At 37.6% G+C, this 19,745-nt stretch carries 18 protein-coding genes; 6 read left to right on the top strand and 12 right to left on the bottom strand.

Annotated elements, in window-relative coordinates; translation table 11 throughout:
* Positions 1-231: 231 nt before the first annotated feature.
* Positions 232-1,077, top strand: coding sequence for a helix-turn-helix domain-containing protein (locus IGK96_RS02390; protein ID WP_002392183.1), 846 nt, complete (start codon positions 232-234; stop codon positions 1,075-1,077).
* A 42-nt stretch (positions 1,078-1,119) separates the two neighbouring features.
* Here IGK96_RS02390 and IGK96_RS02385 read toward each other — a convergent pair whose 3' ends face one another.
* The 8 genes from IGK96_RS02385 to IGK96_RS02350 form a co-directional block, all read right to left on the bottom strand.
* Positions 1,120-1,437, bottom strand: a complete 318-nt coding sequence (locus tag IGK96_RS02385) for a thioredoxin family protein (RefSeq protein WP_002355583.1) — start codon at positions 1,435-1,437, stop codon at positions 1,120-1,122.
* Positions 1,438-1,576: 139 nt separating this feature from the next.
* Positions 1,577-1,705 carry a hypothetical protein gene (locus IGK96_RS02380; protein WP_002355577.1) on the bottom strand — a complete coding sequence of 43 codons (129 nt, stop codon included), beginning with the start codon at positions 1,703-1,705 and terminating at the stop codon, positions 1,577-1,579.
* Positions 1,706-3,079 (bottom strand): 23S rRNA (uracil(1939)-C(5))-methyltransferase RlmD, encoded by a 1,374-nt coding sequence (gene rlmD / locus IGK96_RS02375; RefSeq protein WP_085443119.1) that lies wholly within the window; start codon positions 3,077-3,079, stop codon positions 1,706-1,708.
* A 199-nt stretch (positions 3,080-3,278) separates the two neighbouring features.
* Positions 3,279-4,367: a diacylglycerol kinase gene (locus IGK96_RS02370; protein ID WP_002383001.1), complete on the bottom strand. Its 1,089-nt coding sequence runs from the start codon at positions 4,365-4,367 to the stop codon at positions 3,279-3,281.
* Positions 4,368-4,385: 18 nt separating this feature from the next.
* Positions 4,386-5,816 carry an Asp-tRNA(Asn)/Glu-tRNA(Gln) amidotransferase subunit GatB gene (gatB, locus tag IGK96_RS02365; protein WP_002358703.1) on the bottom strand — a complete coding sequence of 477 codons (1,431 nt, stop codon included), beginning with the start codon at positions 5,814-5,816 and terminating at the stop codon, positions 4,386-4,388.
* Complete coding sequence (gene gatA / locus IGK96_RS02360) at positions 5,816-7,285, bottom strand: Asp-tRNA(Asn)/Glu-tRNA(Gln) amidotransferase subunit GatA (RefSeq protein ID WP_002368026.1); 1,470 nt, start codon at positions 7,283-7,285, stop codon at positions 5,816-5,818. The genes gatB and gatA overlap by 1 nt, the downstream gene beginning before the upstream one ends.
* The gene (gene gatC, locus IGK96_RS02355) at positions 7,285-7,590 is read right to left on the bottom strand and encodes an Asp-tRNA(Asn)/Glu-tRNA(Gln) amidotransferase subunit GatC (RefSeq protein WP_002355569.1); all 306 of its coding nucleotides are present in this window, start codon (positions 7,588-7,590) and stop codon (positions 7,285-7,287) included. Before gatC ends, gatA begins: the two co-directional genes overlap by 1 nt.
* 317 nt (positions 7,591-7,907) lie before the next feature.
* A complete protein-coding gene (locus tag IGK96_RS02350) occupies positions 7,908-7,994 on the bottom strand; it encodes a hypothetical protein (protein ID WP_306173767.1) in 87 nt (28 codons plus the stop codon).
* Between IGK96_RS02350 and IGK96_RS02345 the strand changes: the two genes are divergently transcribed.
* Positions 7,960-8,175, top strand: coding sequence for a hypothetical protein (locus IGK96_RS02345; RefSeq protein WP_002382998.1), 216 nt, complete (start codon positions 7,960-7,962; stop codon positions 8,173-8,175). The genes IGK96_RS02350 and IGK96_RS02345 overlap by 35 nt on opposite strands.
* On the opposite strand, the gene ligA is transcribed toward IGK96_RS02345, so the two are convergent.
* Entirely contained in the window at positions 8,172-10,202 is a 2,031-nt protein-coding gene (ligA, locus tag IGK96_RS02340) for an NAD-dependent DNA ligase LigA (RefSeq protein WP_010828568.1), read from the bottom strand. The two genes, IGK96_RS02345 and ligA, sit on opposite strands and share 4 nt — an antisense overlap.
* Before the next feature lie 125 nt (positions 10,203-10,327).
* Entirely contained in the window at positions 10,328-12,586 is a 2,259-nt protein-coding gene (gene pcrA / locus IGK96_RS02335) for a DNA helicase PcrA (protein ID WP_002363179.1), read from the bottom strand.
* A 164-nt stretch (positions 12,587-12,750) separates the two neighbouring features.
* Between pcrA and IGK96_RS02330 the strand changes: the two genes are divergently transcribed.
* The 4 genes from IGK96_RS02330 (at position 12,751) to IGK96_RS02315 (ending at position 18,058) form a co-directional block, all read left to right on the top strand.
* Entirely contained in the window at positions 12,751-14,310 is a 1,560-nt protein-coding gene (locus tag IGK96_RS02330) for a ClC family H(+)/Cl(-) exchange transporter (protein ID WP_085443120.1), read from the top strand.
* Between the two features lie 135 nt (positions 14,311-14,445).
* The gene (locus tag IGK96_RS02325; RefSeq protein WP_002381250.1) at positions 14,446-15,198 is read left to right on the top strand and encodes a DeoR/GlpR family DNA-binding transcription regulator; all 753 of its coding nucleotides are present in this window, start codon (positions 14,446-14,448) and stop codon (positions 15,196-15,198) included.
* On the top strand, positions 15,195-16,112 hold the full coding sequence (pfkB, locus tag IGK96_RS02320) for a 1-phosphofructokinase (RefSeq protein WP_002363177.1): 918 nt from the start codon (positions 15,195-15,197) through the stop codon (positions 16,110-16,112). The genes IGK96_RS02325 and pfkB overlap by 4 nt, the downstream gene beginning before the upstream one ends.
* Positions 16,113-16,135: 23 nt before the next feature.
* Positions 16,136-18,058, top strand: a complete 1,923-nt coding sequence (locus IGK96_RS02315; RefSeq protein ID WP_085443121.1) for a PTS fructose transporter subunit IIABC — start codon at positions 16,136-16,138, stop codon at positions 18,056-18,058.
* Between the two features lie 67 nt (positions 18,059-18,125).
* On the opposite strand, the gene IGK96_RS02310 is transcribed toward IGK96_RS02315, so the two are convergent.
* Together IGK96_RS02310 and IGK96_RS02305 are read right to left on the bottom strand one after the other, a co-directional pair.
* A complete protein-coding gene (locus IGK96_RS02310) occupies positions 18,126-18,617 on the bottom strand; it encodes a hypothetical protein (protein ID WP_025191303.1) in 492 nt (163 codons plus the stop codon).
* Positions 18,618-19,066: 449 nt separating this feature from the next.
* Positions 19,067-19,729, bottom strand: a complete 663-nt coding sequence (locus IGK96_RS02305; protein ID WP_002355557.1) for a hypothetical protein — start codon at positions 19,727-19,729, stop codon at positions 19,067-19,069.
* Positions 19,730-19,745: the final 16 nt, after the last annotated feature.

Genomic DNA, 19,745 nt, shown 5'->3' with positions numbered 1-19,745 from the left:
AAAGTTTAGGCGGATTTCTCTCTAATTTCTGACCAATCATAGATTTGAAAATGGTATAATTATTTTGAAAAATCATTCACTTAAAATAAAAGATGAAAGGGGTTTCCAATCGTGACATTTGTTTTTATTTATAACATCTTGTTGATTATTTTATATTCGTTTACTTCAACCTTTACCTTAAATCTTTACTTGAAAAATAAACAACCGATTTTTTTATTGCTTCTCTTTTTAATGGTTATTTTTATTTGTGACAATGTGATTGTTTATATGACTGAGTTCATTAATTCGTTTGCAACCGAATATAATCAGACCTTTATGACCGCACCTTTTTTAAAGACCATCATTTTTATTTGTTGTAATTTTGCCTATCTGGCTATTATCAATACTATTAGTGGTCGTCCTTTTAAAAATTATCAATTTGTCTGGTTATTTTTAATTGGTTTATGGATGCTAGCTATTCCATTTTCACAAAATTCCGCCTTAAAAGTTTGGTTGTACTATTTACCCAATCAGCTATTTTTAATTTACCTTGGATGCTATGCGCTCTATCAACTACGAATAGATCCTTTATCAGCCCTTGCGAAAAAATATCTTCGTTTTATTGGTTGGCTAAGCATTGGTTTCGGTGTGGCGATTCTTTTGGAAGATACCTTCGTTATTTTTAACATTGACCAATATTCTGATATTGTCTTTAAAATTAACAACCGAAACGTTTCTGAAGATATTTATACAATCATTCTCTCCATCGCCATTATCTACTTCTGTAATCGTGATTTTCCTCTGTCGGTTCTTGAAAAAGACGCTGCTAAATTGGAAGAAAATCAATCAGATGAACCCGTACTTTTGGCGCCTTTTTGTGATGCCTATCAATTAACGCAACGAGAACGAGAAGTGCTTTCGTTACTTTTAGAGTGCAAAACAAATCAAGATATAGCCAACGAACTATTCCTATCAATCGGGACAGTAAAAACACATATCCACAATATTTTCGTTAAATTAGAAGTAAACAAAAGAGCAGAAGTTTTTGTCAGTTATCAACTTTTTTCTCAACAACAAACTGAACATTTAGCGAGATAATTAAAAAGGAAGCCTCTCCGTGATCGGTGGCTTCCTTTTTGATTAACTATTTTCTTGTACTTGTCGAACTCTCTTTTCAATTTCTTGAAAGTTAATAATTTTAGCTTGGCGATGAATTTCTTTTCCTTCATAGTATAAGATAATGGTCGGTGCAGAAAAAGCATTTAATTGTCCAATTATTTCTGGACTTTTATCAGCTTCTGCAATGTATGTAGGAAATTCATATTTTGTTGCAATTTTTTCGACAATCGGTTTATCAACTGTACAAACACTACAATTTTTTGCTGTCAAAAAGACGGCTTGTAGACGATTGTCTGTAATTTTTTCTTCTAATTCTTCTAATGTTGTTACATATTCCACTGAATAGCCCTCCTTGTCTTTTGTCTAAAATAACAGATTTACTAGCAAAATAACAACTTATTTGTTTGGCTAGGAATGCTTTAACAAAAAAGTTGTCGCCCATTTCATTAATGGGAGACAACTTTTTACTGATAACCGCTTATTTATTAAAAATTTTAGGCCCTTTGCGCATGTTTTTACGATCATTTTTGGGAGTTTCCATTTTTTTAGAACGGCCACCACCTTGTTTCTTTTTAATTAATTCTAACATTTTTTCTTTTTCATTCATTTAATCCACCGCCTTTGTTAATAACGTGACAGATTCAATGTGGGTCGTTTGTGGGAAATTATCCACTGGTTGAATTTCTTTTGCTTCATAGCCACCTTCTGTTAATAATGCAATGTCGCGAGCGAGTGTGGCTGGATTACAGCTGACATAAACAATTCGTTCAGGTTGCGTTTCAATTAATGTGTTTACTAATTGACCGTCTAACCCTTTCCGTGGTGGATCCACCACCACAACATCTGGTTGCAAGCCATTTTCAACTAATTTTGGCAATAATTCTTCCGCTAAACCAGCCGTGAAAGTGGCATTCTCAATGTTGTTTAATTTAGCATTATTTTCTGCATCTTTGACCGCTTCTTCAATTACTTCAATACCGTAAACTTGCTTTGCATCTTGGGCTAAAGTTAAGCCAATCGTTCCAATCCCGCAATAGGCATCCACCACAATTTCATTGCCTGTTAAAGCCGCATACTCTTTAACTTTTTGATACATCACTTCTGTTTGTTGTGGATTTACTTGATAAAATGAACGCGCGGAAATTTCAAATTTCAAATCAAAAATAGTATCTGTAATTTTTTCAGACCCATGTAATAAGATGGTTTCGTCGCCAAAAATGACATTGGTTCGTTTTGAATTTACATTTTGTACAATGCTGACTACTTCCGGAATAGCTTCCAAAATATCTGGCACAATTTTACTAATTGGGAATAATTTCGGTGTTCTCGTAATTAGAACAACCATCATCTCCCCAGTATGGTAGCCACGACGAACGACAATATGGCGTAAGTTCCCTGTATTATCAGATTCGTTATAAGGTTTTACGCTATATTTACGCATAATGTCACGGATTTTAACAATTGCTGCATCAATTTCTGGGTCTTGAATATAAAAATGTTCCATTGGAATTAAATCATGGCTATTTTTCCGGAAAAAACCTGTTTGTAGTTGGTTGTCAATTTTACGCACGGGAATTTGTGCTTTGTTCCGGTAATGCCACGGATCGTTCATCCCAATTGTTGGTAAAACAGGGACTTCTGGTAATTTAGCAACACGTTGCATAACATTTTCGACTTGTTGCGTTTTAAATGATAGTTGGGCGCCGTACGCTAAATGTTGCAACGGACTGATTCCGACTTTTGTAAAGTTTTCATCTTTCACGGGAACACGCTGTTCACTGCTTTTTAGGACAGTCAATACTTTCCCATAACCAAAACTTTTGCCTGTTTTTAAGACTTTGATTTCAAGTTTTTCACCTGGTAAGGCATTTTCAATAAACAATGGATAATGGTCCACTTTTGCCACGCCTAAACCTTCATGCGTCAAGTCAATGATTTCTACTTCAATGACGTCATTTTTCTTTACTGGATAATTTTTCATAAGTCGCTCCTTCTTTTTATACACTTCACTCATTCTAATGAAAATACCTAAGAAAAGCAACAACGAATTTTCATGGCGATTTAGCAATTCCGTTTGAGCTTTTTGGGTAAATAAAAGAATGAGACCCTTTCCCTTAGTCAAAAAATAGCCAATGAAAGATCTTATCAACTAAATCTTTCATTAGCTATTCACGGACTACCTAGTGCTTTTCTTTTTCGGCAATCTTTCCATCGCCATCAATATCTTCGTCTGTTAGTCGTTCAACTTCTTTGACAAATTCTTTGCTGGCTTCGTTATATGCTTCTTCCTCTTCGTCTTCTGATTCTACGACAATCTCATCGCTACCAGTTAAGACAGAACCCATAATTGCATTGGACGGCAGTGCATCACCATTTGCAAAAATTTCAATGTGTTGATGCATATTTTTAAAGGTCATTGGAGCATCGCCTCCATATTCACCATCTAAATTAATCATCATTTTATTGTTCTTTTCTAACGTTTCTGCATGTAAATAGCTGGTCTTTGTATAGATTAGTCGATGATCTTCAACATGCTTTCCACCATTTAACATTAACGCAACTAAATGAAGAATCTCAAAAATATTGGCTGTTTTTACAATGATTAATGAAAACTTACCATCATCTAATTTAGCATCTGGTACGATTTGCTCGAAACCACCCACCGAGTTAGTCAGCCCTAGGAAAAACATTGATGCGTTGCCTTCGTACACACCTTCATCATATGTCATGCGCATTTTAATCGGCTTCACTCGCGGCAACATTTCGGCTCCTTTGGCTAAGTACGCTAAGTAACCAAAAATACTTTTCAACTCTGACGGAACTTCATAAGTCAGTTCCGTTAAATGACCACCCGCCGCAATATTGATAAAGTAATTTTTGCCGGCTTGGCCAATATCCATTTTGACAGTTTGATTTTTTTTAATCACTTCTGCTGCCTTAACGATATTATCACGAGGAATCTTCAAGGCCCGTGCATAGTCATTCGTCGTTCCAGCAGGAATAATGGCCATTTTAGGGCGCCGCTTCAACGGAGCAATCCCATTCACTACTTCATTAATGGTCCCATCTCCACCTGCTGCTACTAATAAATCAAATCCTGCACGCGCAGCACGATGTGCTTCATTGCGTGCTGAATTTTCTTCTGGTGTGGTCGCAAATGCACTGGCTTCATAACCACATTCTTCTAAAATAGATAAAATATCGGCTAAGTTCTTTTTAACTAACTCTTTTCCTGACGTTGGATTATAAATCACTCTAGCTTTTTTCATGGTTTGCCTGCTACTTTCTTATCGTTTTGAAAGCTCTTCTTGCAATAACTTGTTAACCACACCTGGGTTTGCTTGTCCACGAGTTGCTTTCATAATTTGTCCAACAAGGAAACCAACTGCACGGTCTTTTCCGTTTTTAAAGTCATCAATTGATTGTTGGTTGTTGTCTAAAACTTCGTTAATCATTGGTAATAATTGCGCTGGATCAGATAATTGAACAAGGCCTTTTGCTTCGACAACTTCTTTAGCATCTCCACCGTTTTCAATTAACTCTTTGAACACTTTCTTCGCAATTTTCGAGCTGATTGTGCCATCGTTAATTAAAGTAATCATACCCGCTAGATTTTCTGGTGTTAGTTTAGTATCGGCTAATTCAACTTTTTCACTGTTTAAGTAAGCAGAAACTTCGCCCATTAACCAGTTTGATGCTTGTTTCGCATCTGCACCGTTTGCTAAGGTTGCTTCAAAGAAATCTGACATTTCTTTCGTTAAAGTCAAGACCATTGCGTCGTATTCAGGTAACCCTAATTCACTGATATAACGGGCACGACGTGAGGCTGGCATTTCTGGCAAACTAGCGCGAACTTTTTCAATCCATTCATCATCAATTGAAAAACGAGGAACATCTGGCTCTGGGAAGTAACGGTAGTCACTTGAGCCTTCTTTAACACGCATAAGCAACGTTGTACTAGTTGCTTCATCAAAGCGGCGTGTTTCTTGTTGAATTTCGCCACCAGATAATAGGACTTTGGCCTGGCGTTTTTCTTCATAAGCTAAACCTTTTTTTACAAAGTTCATAGAGTTCAAGTTCTTTAATTCCGCTTTAGTACCAAATTCTTCTTGACCATACGGACGTAAAGAAATATTGGCATCACAACGCATAGAACCTTCTTCCATTTTCACATCAGAAACTTCTGTAAATTGGATAATTGAACGCAACGCTTCTAAATAAGCATACGCTTCTTCTGGTGAACGCATGTCTGCTTCAGAAACGATTTCAATTAAAGGCGTACCTTGACGATTCAAGTCTACATAAGAATAGCCATCTGTGCCATGAATGTTTTTGCCGGCATCTTCTTCTAAATGCACTCGTTCAATACGAATTTTTTTCTTTTTCCCTTCAACTTCAATTTCAATCCAACCATCATGTCCGATTGGTTGATCAAATTGAGAAATTTGATATGCTTTCGGGTTATCTGGGTAAAAATAGTTTTTACGGTCAAAATGTGTTTCTTTTGAAATTTCACAGTTCAAAGCAAGAGCTGCTTTCATGCCAAATTCTAAGGCACCTTTATTCATGACAGGCAAAACACCTGGGTAACTCCAGTCAACCACATTTGTGTTGCTGTTTGGTTCTGCTCCGAAATGCGCTGGCGCAGAGGAGAAAATTTTAGAGTTGGTTTTCAATTCTACGTGGACTTCTAATCCAATGACAGTTTCAAAGTTCATTAATCGTTCCCCCCTAAAATGACTGGTTTTTTCGTATGGAAATCTGTCGCTTGTTCAAAAGCATAGGCTGCTTTATACATTGTATGTTCGTCAAAATGTTTTCCAATAATTTGTAAACCAACTGGCAAGCCTTCTGAGAATCCTGCTGGAATGGACATGCCTGGTAGTCCTGCTAAGTTGACAGGAATGGTTAAAATATCATTCATATACATTGTGATTGGATCATTGATGTTTTCCCCTAGACCAAAGGCAACTGTTGGTGTGGATGGGCCAATGATTAAGTCATAATCCGCAAAGACATTCTCAAAATCTTGTTTGATTAGTGTACGGACTTGACCAGCCTTTTTAAAGTGCGCATCATAATAACCAGCACTTAAAGAGAATGTTCCTAACATAATCCGACGTTTAACTTCTGTTCCGAAACCTTCAGAACGTGAATTAACATAGACATCTTCTAGATTTTGGACATTTTCGGAACGGTAACCATAACGAATGCCATCAAAGCGTTGTAAGTTTGAACTTGCTTCTGAAGAGGCAATAATATAATAAACCGCTACGCCGTACTTAGAATGTGGCAAACTAACTTCTTCCACCGTTGCTCCTAAAGATTTAAATGTTTCTGCTGCTTTTAATACCGCTTCACGAACATCAGGTTGTACCCCTTCACCTAAGTATTCTTTTGGTAAAGCAATTTTCATGCCTTTGATGTCGCCAGTTAAATCTGCCGTAAAATCAGGAACAGAAACGCCTGCAGAAGTGCCGTCTTTTTCGTCATAACCACTAATTGCATTTAAAGCTAAGGCATTGTCTTTAACATTTCGTGTCAATGGACCAATTTGGTCTAAACTTGAAGCAAAAGCAATCAAACCAAAACGAGACACACGTCCATATGTTGGTTTCAAGCCCACAATACCGTTGAATGCGGCTGGTTGGCGGATACTGCCACCTGTATCGCTCCCTAAAGAAACCGGGACTTGTCCGGCTGCGACAGCAGAAGCTGAACCACCAGAAGAACCGCCAGGAACTTTGGTTTGATCCCAAGCATTTTTTGTTTTCTTGAAGTAAGACGTTTCCGTACTTCCGCCCATGGCAAATTCATCCATGTTCAATTTTCCGACTGGAATCATATCTGCTTGATAGACTTTATCCATCACGGTCGCATCATAAATTGGGTCAAAATTGTGTAACATTTTTGAGCCAGCTGTTGTTAAAATATCTTTTGTGACAATGTTGTCTTTAATCCCAATTGGAATCCCAGCTAATGGATTACTTTCAGTGATGCCTTTTAAGTCAATCGCTTTGGCTAATGCCATTGCTTTTTCTTCACTAACTGTGATAAAAGAACCTAGTTGTTCTTCTGTATCTTGAATACGATTTAATGTTTCTTCGGTTAAATCAACTGCTGTGATTTCTTTTGAAACCAATAAATCATGTAACTCTGTTAACGATTTGTCGTATAATTTTTCCATTAGGCTCCTGCCTCCCCGTTATCCATAATTGCAGGCACTTTAATGTAACCATTCTCTGATTCCGGAACATTCCGCATTAATTCTTTACGGTCCATTCCTGGTGTCGCTACGTCTTCACGCATGACATTGATTGATTCATTCACATTTGAAGTAAAAGGAACCCCTGTTGTATCTACTTCTTCTAGTAATTCCACCATATCAATAATTTTATCTAGTTGATTGGTAAAGTCCGCTAATTCTTCTTCGGAGAAAGATAATTTTGATAATTTAGCGACATGTTTGACTTGTTCTTCTGTAATTGCCATAGATACCCTTCTTTCTATCATTTACTGAAATTTTCATTTTCAGATTAATCAATTGGATTGTATTTCTTTAAACAGCTTAGCACAGCTGTTCACTCTGTTTCTATTCTACCATAAAATGGTCGGATATTTTAGATGAAACCTTGAATTTCATTGATAATTTGTCGCTCGCAAAAATGATGGAAACATGTTATTATGAAAATGAAAAGAGAGATATGCAGGAACATACCTCTCTAGTAGCCACTACTAGTTATAAGAACTAGCGGCTTACTGAGTTATTGGTTTTATTTCAAACGCTTAACCGTTCAGCTCCTCAAAGCTTATGAACGGTTATTTTTGTTGTCTAAGACAAGCGCTAAGATGCCGAAGATAATGGTCACAACAAGTGTTGCAAAACCAATCATCAGTCCTAGCGCTGCTTCAACGGACAAAAACATTGCTCCTTTCGTTAAAGTAAGAAGAATTGCGCATAAGCATCAACCTCCTTTCTCAACTCAGAAAGTCCTCGTTCATATAACTTTTATGACTAAAATAAGCATACCATCAAATTACTACATAAAATCTGACAACGTTAATTTTTCTTCTTAAAAATGACTTGCATCTAACGCATCGACCATTTCTTGTTCATTCCAAACGGTCACGCCTAAGCTTTCAGCTTTGGTTAATTTACTGCCAGCATCTTCGCCAGCAACCACAATGTCAGTTTTTTTCGAAACACTCCCTGTAACTTTTCCACCAAGATTTTCAATTTTTTCTTTGGCTTCTTCGCGAGTGTACTGCGTTAATTTTCCTGTTAAAACAACTGTTTTGTCTTTGAAAGGTGACTCCACTTCTGCTAATTGTTCTGTCCGGAGACCTTTATATGTCAAGTTCACTTGGGCTTTTTCCAGTTCAGCCATTAATTCATGAACTTCCTCATTTTCAAAATACGTCACAACGCTGTCGGCGATTGTTTCACCAATTGAATCCAAAGCCACAATTTCTTCCGCAGTTGCTCGACTTAAGGTTGATAAATCACCAAAATGCTCCGCTAAAATTTTCGCCGCTTTCGCACCCACATGGCGAATCCCTAAGCCAAAAATCAAACGCTCTACAGAGTTTTCTTTACTCCCTTGAATGGCAGTATAAATGTTGTTTGCTGATTTTTCTTTGATTTTATCCAAAGTCATTAATTGTTCTTCTGTTAAGAAATACAGATCCGCTACGTCTTTCACTAATCCTTTGTCATACATTTGTGCTAACACTCGTGGCCCCAAGCCATCAATGTTCATTGCGTTTCGTGAGACAAAGTGATTCAGCCCTTCTTTAATTTGCGCAGGGCATTTAGGATTAATACAACGTAACGCCACTTCCTCATCTAAATGCACCAACTCACTATGACAAATCGGACAATGTGTCGGCATTTCATAAGGCTGACTATCGGCTGCACGTTTTTCAACTAGGACTTGCGCTACTTCTGGGATAATATCGCCGGCTTTGTAAATAATAACATGATCATTTAAACGGATATCTTTCATTTGAATAAAATCTGCATTATGCAAACTTGCCCGACTAACCGTGGTTCCCGCGACTCGTACAGGAGCCATGACCGCAGTAGGAGTGACCACCCCCGTGCGCCCAATTGTCCATTCAATATCTTCCACTACTGTTTCTGCTTCTTCTGGTGGAAATTTGTAGGCAATCGCCCAGCGAGGTGCTTTGACAGTGAAACCTAATTCATCTTGCAACGCAAATTCGTTCACTTTAATCACAATTCCATCGATTTCGTATGGCAAAGTGCTCCGCTTTTCATGGTATTCTTCAATGTAGGTCCAAACTTCATCGATTGACTGACATAATTGACGTTCAGGATTGGTTCTAAAACCAATTGCAGAAAGCTCTTCTAATGCCTCAAACTGCGTCTTCGCTTTCATTGGTCCAAAGTCAGCAACTGTGTATAAAAACGTATTTAAGTTCCGTTTCGCCACAATTTTTGTATCTAATTGGCGCAAGCTTCCCGCCGCTGCATTCCGAGGATTGGCAAAAATATCTTGGCCATTTTCTTCACGTTCTTCATTCAATGCGACAAAGGATTGTTTAGGCATGTAGCACTCGCCACGAACTTCCACTGAAATGGGCTCCGTTAAACGCATCGGTACAGAGCGAACCGTTCGTAAGTTCTCTGTAATGTTTTCACCAACCGTTCCATCGCCTCGTGTTGCTCCGCGTACAAACACCCCGTTTTCATAACGTAATGAAATTGCTAACCCATCAATTTTTAACTCACAACAGTAAGCAACGGGTTTACCAATCGCCTTACGAACACGTTCATCAAAAGCAAAAATGTCTTCCTTGCTAAACCCATCATTTAAACTATACATTGGAATGTCATGCGGAGCTTTTTCAAAACCAGATAAAACTTTGCCACCTACACGTTGTGTCGGCGAATCTGGCGTGATTAAATCAGGAAACTCCGTTTCAATATCGACTAACTCTTTATACAAACGATCGTAAACATAATCTTCTACGGATGGTTGATCTTTGACATAATATTCATGGGAATATTGATTGAGTTGTTTTCTTAATTCTTGCGCACGAGTTGTCGCCGCCGTTAATGTTAATGGTTGTTGTTCCATCGTAGAACTCCTCCTCATAAGTGTAATGCTCTTATCGTCTTTTTAACACATTTACACTAAGATAGAAAATAAAAAGAATTTATCTAATGATGATTTCTCATTAAATCGCTGACCTATTTTACATGTTAAATTTTTTCAATTGGTGCAAATGCCGCTAACAACCGTTTTATGCCTTTTTCTGGGAAAGCAATGTCCAACTCTAAGTCTTTGGCCGAACCGCCTACACGAACGACTGTACCAACGCCCCATGCTTTATGTTGGACCTTATCACCTGCTTGCCAAGAAACTTTTTCGCCACCACTTGCCACTTTGTTGCTAACTGATTTTGTAGCTGGCTGTGTATAAGCTGGTTTACTTGCGCTGGGCTTGAATACTTTAGGATCAAAGGTGCGCGCTGGAGCTTTCTGTAAATTGGCCGCCGCCCCTTGTTTCATTAAACGCTCCGCCTCAATTTCTTCTAAAAAGCGACTTGGTCGATTATATTGCGTGCGACCATATAATGTTCTCGAATAAGCATTCGTTAAAAACAGGGCTTCTTCAGCTCGGGTGATACCAACATAAGCCAAGCGCCGTTCTTCTTCCAGTTCACTTTCTTCTAGCATGGCACGTGATAATGGGAAAACCCCTTCTTCTAAGCCCATTAAAAAGACCACTGGAAATTCCAGCCCTTTGGCCGCATGCAACGTCATTAAGGTTACCTGCGAAGAGCTCTCTTCTAAATTATCTAAATCAGAAACCAAGGCTAAATCTGTTAAAAAATCCGCCAATTTTGTTTCTTCGCCATTTGGATCGTCGTTGTTTTGCGCTTCAAAACGTTTATCAAATTCTTGTGTCACAGATAAAAATTCGTCCAAGTTTTCTAAGCGAGCTTGAGACTCTAAATTATTTTGCGCCATCAAAGCTTCCCGATAACCACTACGTTGTAAAGTTTCTTTCACCAATTCTGTAATCGTTAAATAGGGCACTGTTTTCGTTAAGTCTTGAATCATCATGCCAAAATTACCAAGCTCTTTACCCGCTTTTCCTGAAATATTTGCCAAATCAACATTTTGGGCAGCTTCCAGCAAAGCCCAACCATGCGTATCCGCAAATAGTCGTAATTTTTCAATTGAACTTTTACCGATTCCTCGTTTTGGTTCATTGACAATTCGTTCAAAACTAATCGAATCATCTGGATTGGCAATCAAACTTAAATAAGCCAAAATATCTTTAATTTCTTTACGGTCGTAGAATTTATGTCCGCCCACCATGGTATACGGAATATTAGATTTCAAGAGCATTTCTTCCACTACACGGGATTGGGCATTGGTCCGATATAATACCGCAAAATCACCATAAATTCGGTCATTTTCCCGCATTTCTTTTTGGATTTGGCTCACAATAAATTGTGTTTCATCCCGTTCTGTGTCTCCACGATAATAGACAATCTTTTCACCGTCTATATTTTCTGTCCACAGTTCTTTCTCGCGGCGGTTACGGTTATTTTTGATGACATCATTCGCAGCCGCCAAAATGTTTTTGGTGGATCGATAATTTTGTTCTAGCAAAATTACACTGGCATCTGGATAATCTTTTTCAAAATCCAAGATATTTTGCATATCCGCCCCGCGCCAACCATAGATACTTTGGTCGGCATCACCTACGACACACAGATTTTTGAAACGTGCAGCCAATAAATTGACTAAGGTATATTGTGCATGATTGGTATCTTGGTATTCATCCACATGAATATAGTGAAATTTATTTTGGTAGAACGCCAACGTATCTGGTTGTTCATTAAATAAACGAATCGTATTCATAATCAAATCATCAAAATCCATACATTGGTTTTTGCGTAATTCTTTTTGATAGGCTTCATAGCATTTTGCGACAATTTCTTCATATAAGGAACCTTGCATTTCAGCAACTTTTTCAGGCGTTTGTAATTCATTTTTGGCATTGCTAATCGTACCTAAAATTGAGCGAGGATCATATTTTTTTGAATCAATATTTAAGTCGTTTAAGATGCGTTTCATTAATGTTTTTTGTTCCGATGGGTCAATAATTGTAAAATTACGGTTGTAACCAATCTGATCCACATCACGACGTAAAATTCTTACACACATGGAGTGAAAAGTGGAGACCCATACATCTTCGCCACCCGTTTCCAGTAATTTATTTACACGCTCTTTCATTTCTTTAGCAGCTTTATTGGTAAACGTAATCGCCAAAATATTCCATGGATTTACTTCTTTTTCCTCAATTAGATAGGCAATTCGGTGTGTTAAAACCCGCGTTTTTCCACTACCAGCACCAGCCATGACTAACAGTGGTCCTTCTGTATGCAAAACAGCTTCTTCTTGTCGAGGATTCATTCCCTGAACCAAGGCATGTTTTTGTGTCATATTAAACGTCCTCTCTCTTTTTTCAATCTTATACAGTATACCAAAAATCCCTTTGAAGTTCTTTAGAAAAGAACAAAAAATCTTTTTCTTTTTATATGAAATTTTCTTGTAAATCAAGTCAAACCGCAGTACATTAGTAAGTAGTGATGGAGGCTAAAAATGAAATGAATAATGATGTACATGAAATTAAACAATTAGATGGTACCCGAATCGGCTTTATCCTTAAAGGCATCGTCGTCGGAATTTTGGTCGGCTTTGTTGTCAGCTTATTTCGCTTAGGCATTGAAAAAATTGGCGAACAAGTCGTGCATCTGTATCAAACGTTTCACGAAAAAACCTTTTGGATGATTCCTTGGTTCTTATTTTCTCTCGTGCTTGCTTATTTATTAGGACGACTGATTAAGAGCGAACCAGCAATTAAAGGCAGTGGCATTCCCCAAGTGGAAGGACAACTTCAAGGTCAATTAGAAATTCATTGGTTTCCAGTGCTTTGGAAAAAATTTATCGGTGGGATCTTAGCGATTAGTCCTGGGCTATTTTTGGGACGTGAAGGTCCTTCAATTCAACTAGGTGCAGTGGTTGGACAAGGCTATAGTCAATGGCGGCAAAGCACCAAGTCTGAAGAAAAAATTTTAATCAGTAGTGGTGCCAGTGCTGGTTTAGCCGCCGCTTTTAATGCACCAATCGCAGGACTTTTATTTGTTCTAGAAGAGGTTCACCATTCCTTTTCACCTTTAGTTTGGTTAACCTCTTTTTCTGCGGCCATTTCCGCTAACTTTGTTTCTTTGCATTTCTTCGGATTGCAGCCAGTTCTTTATATTGGTCCCGTTAAATCTTTGCCTTTAGAGTACTATTGGACATTAGTCCTGCTGGGCGTTTTGCTAGGATTATTAGGTTGGATATATCAAAAAACATTGTTGTCCTTACCAAAAGTATATGGAAAAATCAAAGGCCTTTCTTCTAATTATTATGGTTTTATTCCTTTTATTTTGATTTTACCGATTGGTTATTTCTTTCCACATTTACTTGGCGGTGGGAATCAAATTGTTTTAGCTTTAGGCAATCAACCGGCCACGATTTGGGCTTTAGTCGGCTTACTGGTTTTACGTTTTGTTTTTTCAATGGTTTCTTACGGTTCGAATCTCCCTGGTGGTATTTTCTTGCCTATTCTAACTTTAGGTGCCATTATCGGAACATTGTATGGCAGTCTACTTGTCCAATACGTAGGGATGGATCCAATTTTTGTGAAAAACTTTTTAATTTTTGCCATGGCTGGTTATTTTACTGCGATTGGTAAAGCACCGTTAACAGCAATTATTTTAGTAACAGAAATGGTCGGCAATTTTTCTCATTTAATGTCTTTAGGGGTTGTCGCTTTAGTTAGTTATATTACCATCGATAGTCTTGGCGGCAAGCCAATTTATGAAAGCTTATTAGAACGTTTGGTTCCTTCTAAAGTAAGTAATATTCGTGGCCACAAAACGATTATTGAATTCCCTATCACTGCAGAAAGTTCCTTAGATGATACGATGGTACGTGATTTTGTCTGGCCTAAACAAATGTTGCTCACTTCCATTCGCCGTGGCGAATCGGAAATTTTAACACATGGTGATACTGTTATGCATGTTGGCGATGTGCTCATTATTTTGACCGATGAAAAACTCGCTTACCAAGTCAAAAAAGAGATTTATCAAAAAACTTTACCGAATGATTTAGTGAATTAAAGAAAGCCGCTGAACCTGAGTTCAGCAGCTTTCTTTTTTTATGACTGTTTTTTAATTTTTTTGAATGTTTTTGACCGTTTTAGATTGATTAGCGTTTTCATTTGTGCTATTATATCCATGAAATGAGGGATGAAAATGCTTACGGAAGAACGACATCAAAAAATTTTACAATTGTTAGATCAAAAATCAGTCGTCAAATCGCAAGAACTTGCTAGCTTGTTCAATGCTTCAGAATCCACAATCCGCCGCGATTTACAAGAATTAGAAGACGCCAATTTGTTAGAACGCATTCACGGCGGCGCTAAGCGTATTCTTAATTTAGGCTTTGAACAAAACATGACGGAAAAATCAATCAAAAACACGCACGAAAAGCAAAAGATTGCTTCTTTAGCCGCTAGTTGTGTACAAGATGGCGATATGATCTATTTAGATGCTGGTTCAACCACGTTAGAAATGATCCCTTTTTTAGTTGGGAAACAAATCCATGTAGTGACGAATTCCGTACATCATGCTGCAAAACTTAGCGATATGGAAATTCCCACTATTATGCTTGGTGGTACTTTGAAGCTCTCCACTAAAGCAATCATTGGTGCCACTAGTATGGAACAGCTACAACATTTTCGTTTTAACAAAGCTTTTTTAGGAACTAACGGCGCACATTTAGAGTTTGGTTTAACAACGCCTGATCCCGAAGAAGCAGCGCTAAAAGCCTTGGCTATTCATCAAGCAGAAACAGCCTATGTTTTACTGGATCATACAAAATTTAATGAAGTAACGTTTACCAAAGTGGAAGAATTAGAGTCAGTTACTTTACTAACTGACTACTGCCCTGCTGAATCACTTCAAGGATTCCAGCAAAAAACTATTTTAATGGAGGCAAACAAATGATTTACACAGTGACTTTAAACCCTTCTATCGACTTTATCGTTCATGTCGATCATCTACAAATTGGTGATTTAAATCGGATGACGAATGATTTTAAATTACCTGGCGGCAAAGGAATCAACGTTTCACGTATCTTAAAACGTATGGAGACAGAATCCACTGCCTTAGGTTTTTTAGGTGGTTTTACAGGCTCATTCATTGCCGATTGGTTGAAAAAAGAAGAAATCCAAACGAATTTCACTCCCGTGTCTGCTGATACACGAATCAACATTAAATTGAAATCAGATACTGAAACAGAAATTAACGGCTTAGGACCTGCTCTAACAAACGAAGAAATTCAAGAACTAAAACAAGCAGTTAGTCGTGTTCAGGCTGGTGATATTGTTGTTCTTTCAGGAAGTACACCTGCTTCTCTACGCAAAGGATTTTACGAAGAGTTAATCCAAATTGTGAAGGAAAAAGGCGCAGAATTTGTTATTGATACAACAGGTGAAGATTTAATGAACGCTTTGTCACAAAAGCCTTTATTGGTCAAGCCAAATAATCATGAGTTGGCAGAATTATATCATACAACCTTTACAAGTGTTGAAGACATTTTACCTTATGGACATCGGTTACTAGAAGAAGGAGCGCAACACGTAATTATCTCAATGGCTGGTGATGGTGCATTACTTTTCACAACAGAAGGTGTTTATCGTTCCAACGTTTTAAAACGTCCACTGAAAAATTCTGTCGGCGCTGGCGACTCAATGATTGCTGGTTTTATTGGCAACTTTTCAAAAACACAAGATCCTTTAGAGGCTTTCAAATGGGGTGTCGCTTGCGGTAGCGCGACCGCATTTTCTGATGATTTAGCCTCAGAAGATTTTATCCAAGAACTTATTCACGAAGTAACAATTGAAAAAATTTCAGAATAAATCCACTAAGGGAGGAAAATAGAGTGAACATTAATGATTTATTAATAAAAGATGTCATGATTATGGATTTACAAGCTACTGATAAAAAAGGCGCGATTGATGAAATGGTCCAAAAATTATACGATGGTGGCCGCATCTCTGACATTGACACTTACAAAGAGGGAATTTTAAAACGCGAAGCACAAACATCGACTGGTTTAGGCGACGGCATCGCTATGCCTCACGCAAAAAATAGTGCCGTAAAAGAACCGACAGTTCTTTTCGCTAAAAGTAAAAAAGGTGTTGATTATGAAGCACTAGATGGACAACCTACTTATCTATTCTTCATGATTGCTGCTCCAGAAGGCGCCAATGATACACATCTCCAAGCGCTTGCGGCCCTTTCTCGATTACTTATCGATCCAGACTTTGTTGGCAAATTGAAAGAAGCGGAAACTCCAGAAGCAGTCCAAGCTCTTTTCAAAGCAGCAGAAGATCAAAAAGAAGCGGAAGAAAAAGCAGAACAAGAACAAACAACGCCAGCACCAGAAAGCAATCGTAAATATATTATTGCTGTGACTGCTTGTCCTACAGGAATTGCTCACACTTACATGGCTGAAGATGCACTGAAGAAAAAAGCAAAAGAAATGGGCGTAGACATTAAAGTAGAAACAAACGGTTCAGAAGGAATTAAAAATCGTTTGACTGCTGAAGATATTGCTCGTGCTGATGGCGTAATTGTCGCAGCCGATAAAAAAGTAGAAATGAATCGTTTTGATGGTAAAAAATTAGTCAATCGTCCCGTCAGTGATGGAATTCGTAAAACCGAAGAACTAATTAACTTAGCCATTAGTGGTGAAGCTCCTACTTTCCATGGCAGTGACTCGGCTGCAAGCGACCAAGAGGATTCAGCGGAAGGTTCAATCGGTTCTCGTATCTATAAAGATTTAATGAATGGTGTTTCTCATATGTTACCTTTCGTTATTGGTGGCGGAATTGCCATTGCTCTTTCCTTTATGATTGATCAATTTATCGGGGTTCCTCAAGATCAATTAGCCAATTTAGGTAATTACAATGACGTAGCTAGCTGGTTTAACCAAATTGGTGGCGCAGCATTTGGCTTTATGTTACCTGTCTTAGCTGGTTTTATTGCTTCTAGTATTGGGGATCGTCCAGGCTTAGTTGCTGGTTTCGCCGCTGGTGCGTTAGCAAACGCTGGAGGCGCTGGGTTCCTTGGGGCCCTAATCGGTGGTTTCTTAGCTGGTTATGTAGTGGTTCTTTTACGTAAAGTTTTCAAAGGCTTGCCAAAATCATTAGATGGAATTAAAACCATTTTATTCTATCCAGTTTTTGGTTTGATTATTACAGGCTTATTAATGTTAGTCATTAACATCCCAATGAAAGCAATTAATGATGCGTTAAATCATTTCCTACTTGGCTTAGATGGCACAAATGCAGCTTTACTTGGTGCCTTATTAGCTGGTATGATGGCCATCGACTTAGGTGGACCAGTTAACAAAGCTGCTTATGTTTTCGGTACAGCTACGCTAGCAAGTACTGTTGCAGAAGGTGGCAGCGTGGTCATGGCTTCTGTAATGGCTGGCGGAATGGTTCCTCCATTAGCAATTTTCGTAGCAACTCGTTTATTTAAAAATAAATTTACAAAAGATCAACAAGATGCCGGCTTAACCAATATTGTAATGGGCCTTTCTTTTGTCACTGAAGGGGCAATTCCTTTTGCAGCAGCTGACCCATTACGTGTGATTCCAAGTTTCGTGGTAGGTTCTGCCTTTACTGGTGCGTTGGTTGGTGCGTTTGGTATCAAATTATTAGCACCACATGGAGGAATCTTCGTCGTCTTCCTATTAAGTAATCCATTACTATATCTATTGTTCATCTTAATTGGGGCGATTATTTCAGGAATTGTCTACGGACTTTTGAAAAAAACTGTCGAAGTACCTGCTTAAAAAAAACAGCAAAAAAGCGATTCAACCATTGTTGAATCGCTTTTTTATTATAGAATTACTAACTATACTATATTCTTTTTTGAGCTAACTTCTTTACTCTTAGATATTCTGCTCGTGAATCTTTGGCCTCTTGTTTCATGGTTGGATAAACTTTTCTTATATCATTAGCAGTAATAAAGAAAAAAATGATTGTAATAATCCTTAATACTAATACAACATACAAAATTAATTCAATTATCACAAAATTTGCCCCTCCAGCTATAATTGCACCAAAGAAAACAAGTAAAAGGAATACAGCTATTGCCTCCGTTACATAGACTAGTACAGGTGCAACATATTTTCTTTTAGGTAATTTTTCTAACTTGCTCACTCCCATGTTCGCAATAAGTGTAGTAACAAATAAGACCGAGCCCCACGATTTATTGGTTTCAACTCCTAAAAATCCAAAAATAAAAATGACCATAAGGATTATTGGAATTGCTAAATAAAACCCATACATCTGATACGGTCTACTTCTATCTTTCATTTCTTGTTTTGCTTTTTTCACAGTTTCTTTCATATACAACCTACACTCCACTTCTTTTTTTCGTAAAGTATCTCATTGAAAAATTAAAAGTATATGTAATCAAATAGATTATTTTTAAGATACAATTTTTCATAAGACGCTGCTTTTTTCACTTTCTTAAATACACCAATTTTGTTTTTTTATCACTTCCCCGTTGCGTTGTCTTTGGCAGTTATTTTCCCTAATCTTCCTCCCTTCCAATTTTATAGTATTAAAGAATAATAAGTCATCAAAGTATTGATCTTTCTAGTTACTTGTTCTTTTGATAAGTATTTAGAACATATCACTGGGGTGCATCCACATAAAAAAATCATTACATAACCATTATATTCTAATTTTACCAAACTATTTTATTAGTTAAAAATGCAAATTCGCATATTCTTAATAATTTAATACAAAAAAACAAGCTCTTTTAAAAGAACTTGTTTTTTTACTTCCCTATATTATTTTCTCTTTATCGCATAATTTTCTAAATACTCAGGATTTCCTTTGCTTCTGATATACGTGTACACGCCCATCACAAAGGCCCCAAGGGTATTGGTAAATAAATCCCCCATCGTATCCATCAAAGCAGCACGCCCAATAAATGGTTGGCCGTTGGACATATTATAGCGTTGTAAGTTCATGTTTCCTAATGAATCGCAGATAAATTCCCAGAATTCCCAGAAGACGCCACAAAGCCCTGCAAATGCAAACCCAAATAATAAAAATAACCACGGGGAAACATCGGCGTACTTCGTTTTCTTCAATAGGAAAGCAGCAATACCATAACCCACAGCAGTTAACAGCATCGGACTAACAAAGTGTAAAATTTTATCCCAGAACGAAATGATTGAAATCATATGCAACGAGGTTCCTAGGAATACTGAAATAAACAAGAAAAACCAGTAAAAATAAACGATAGTCGGTGGCATAATAATTTTTAAAAATTTATTGACAAGATCCGGTAAAAAGATCAGCCCAATTCCAAGTAAACATTCGATAACAAACGTCACACCTTGTTTTGTTGAATACTTAGCCGTAAAAAATTCCCAGAGATTGTACGTCAAGCATAAGATGCCAAACACCACTAATCCATATTTAATTTTCGAATAATTTTTATCCATTTTGACACACCCTTTC

The organism is Enterococcus sp. DIV0682 (assembly GCF_051712685.1).
Lineage (GTDB): Bacteria > Bacillota > Bacilli > Lactobacillales > Enterococcaceae > Enterococcus > Enterococcus faecalis.
The sequence above is the reverse complement of the archived record's forward strand: the minus strand, read 5'-3'. Positions and strand labels throughout refer to the sequence as shown.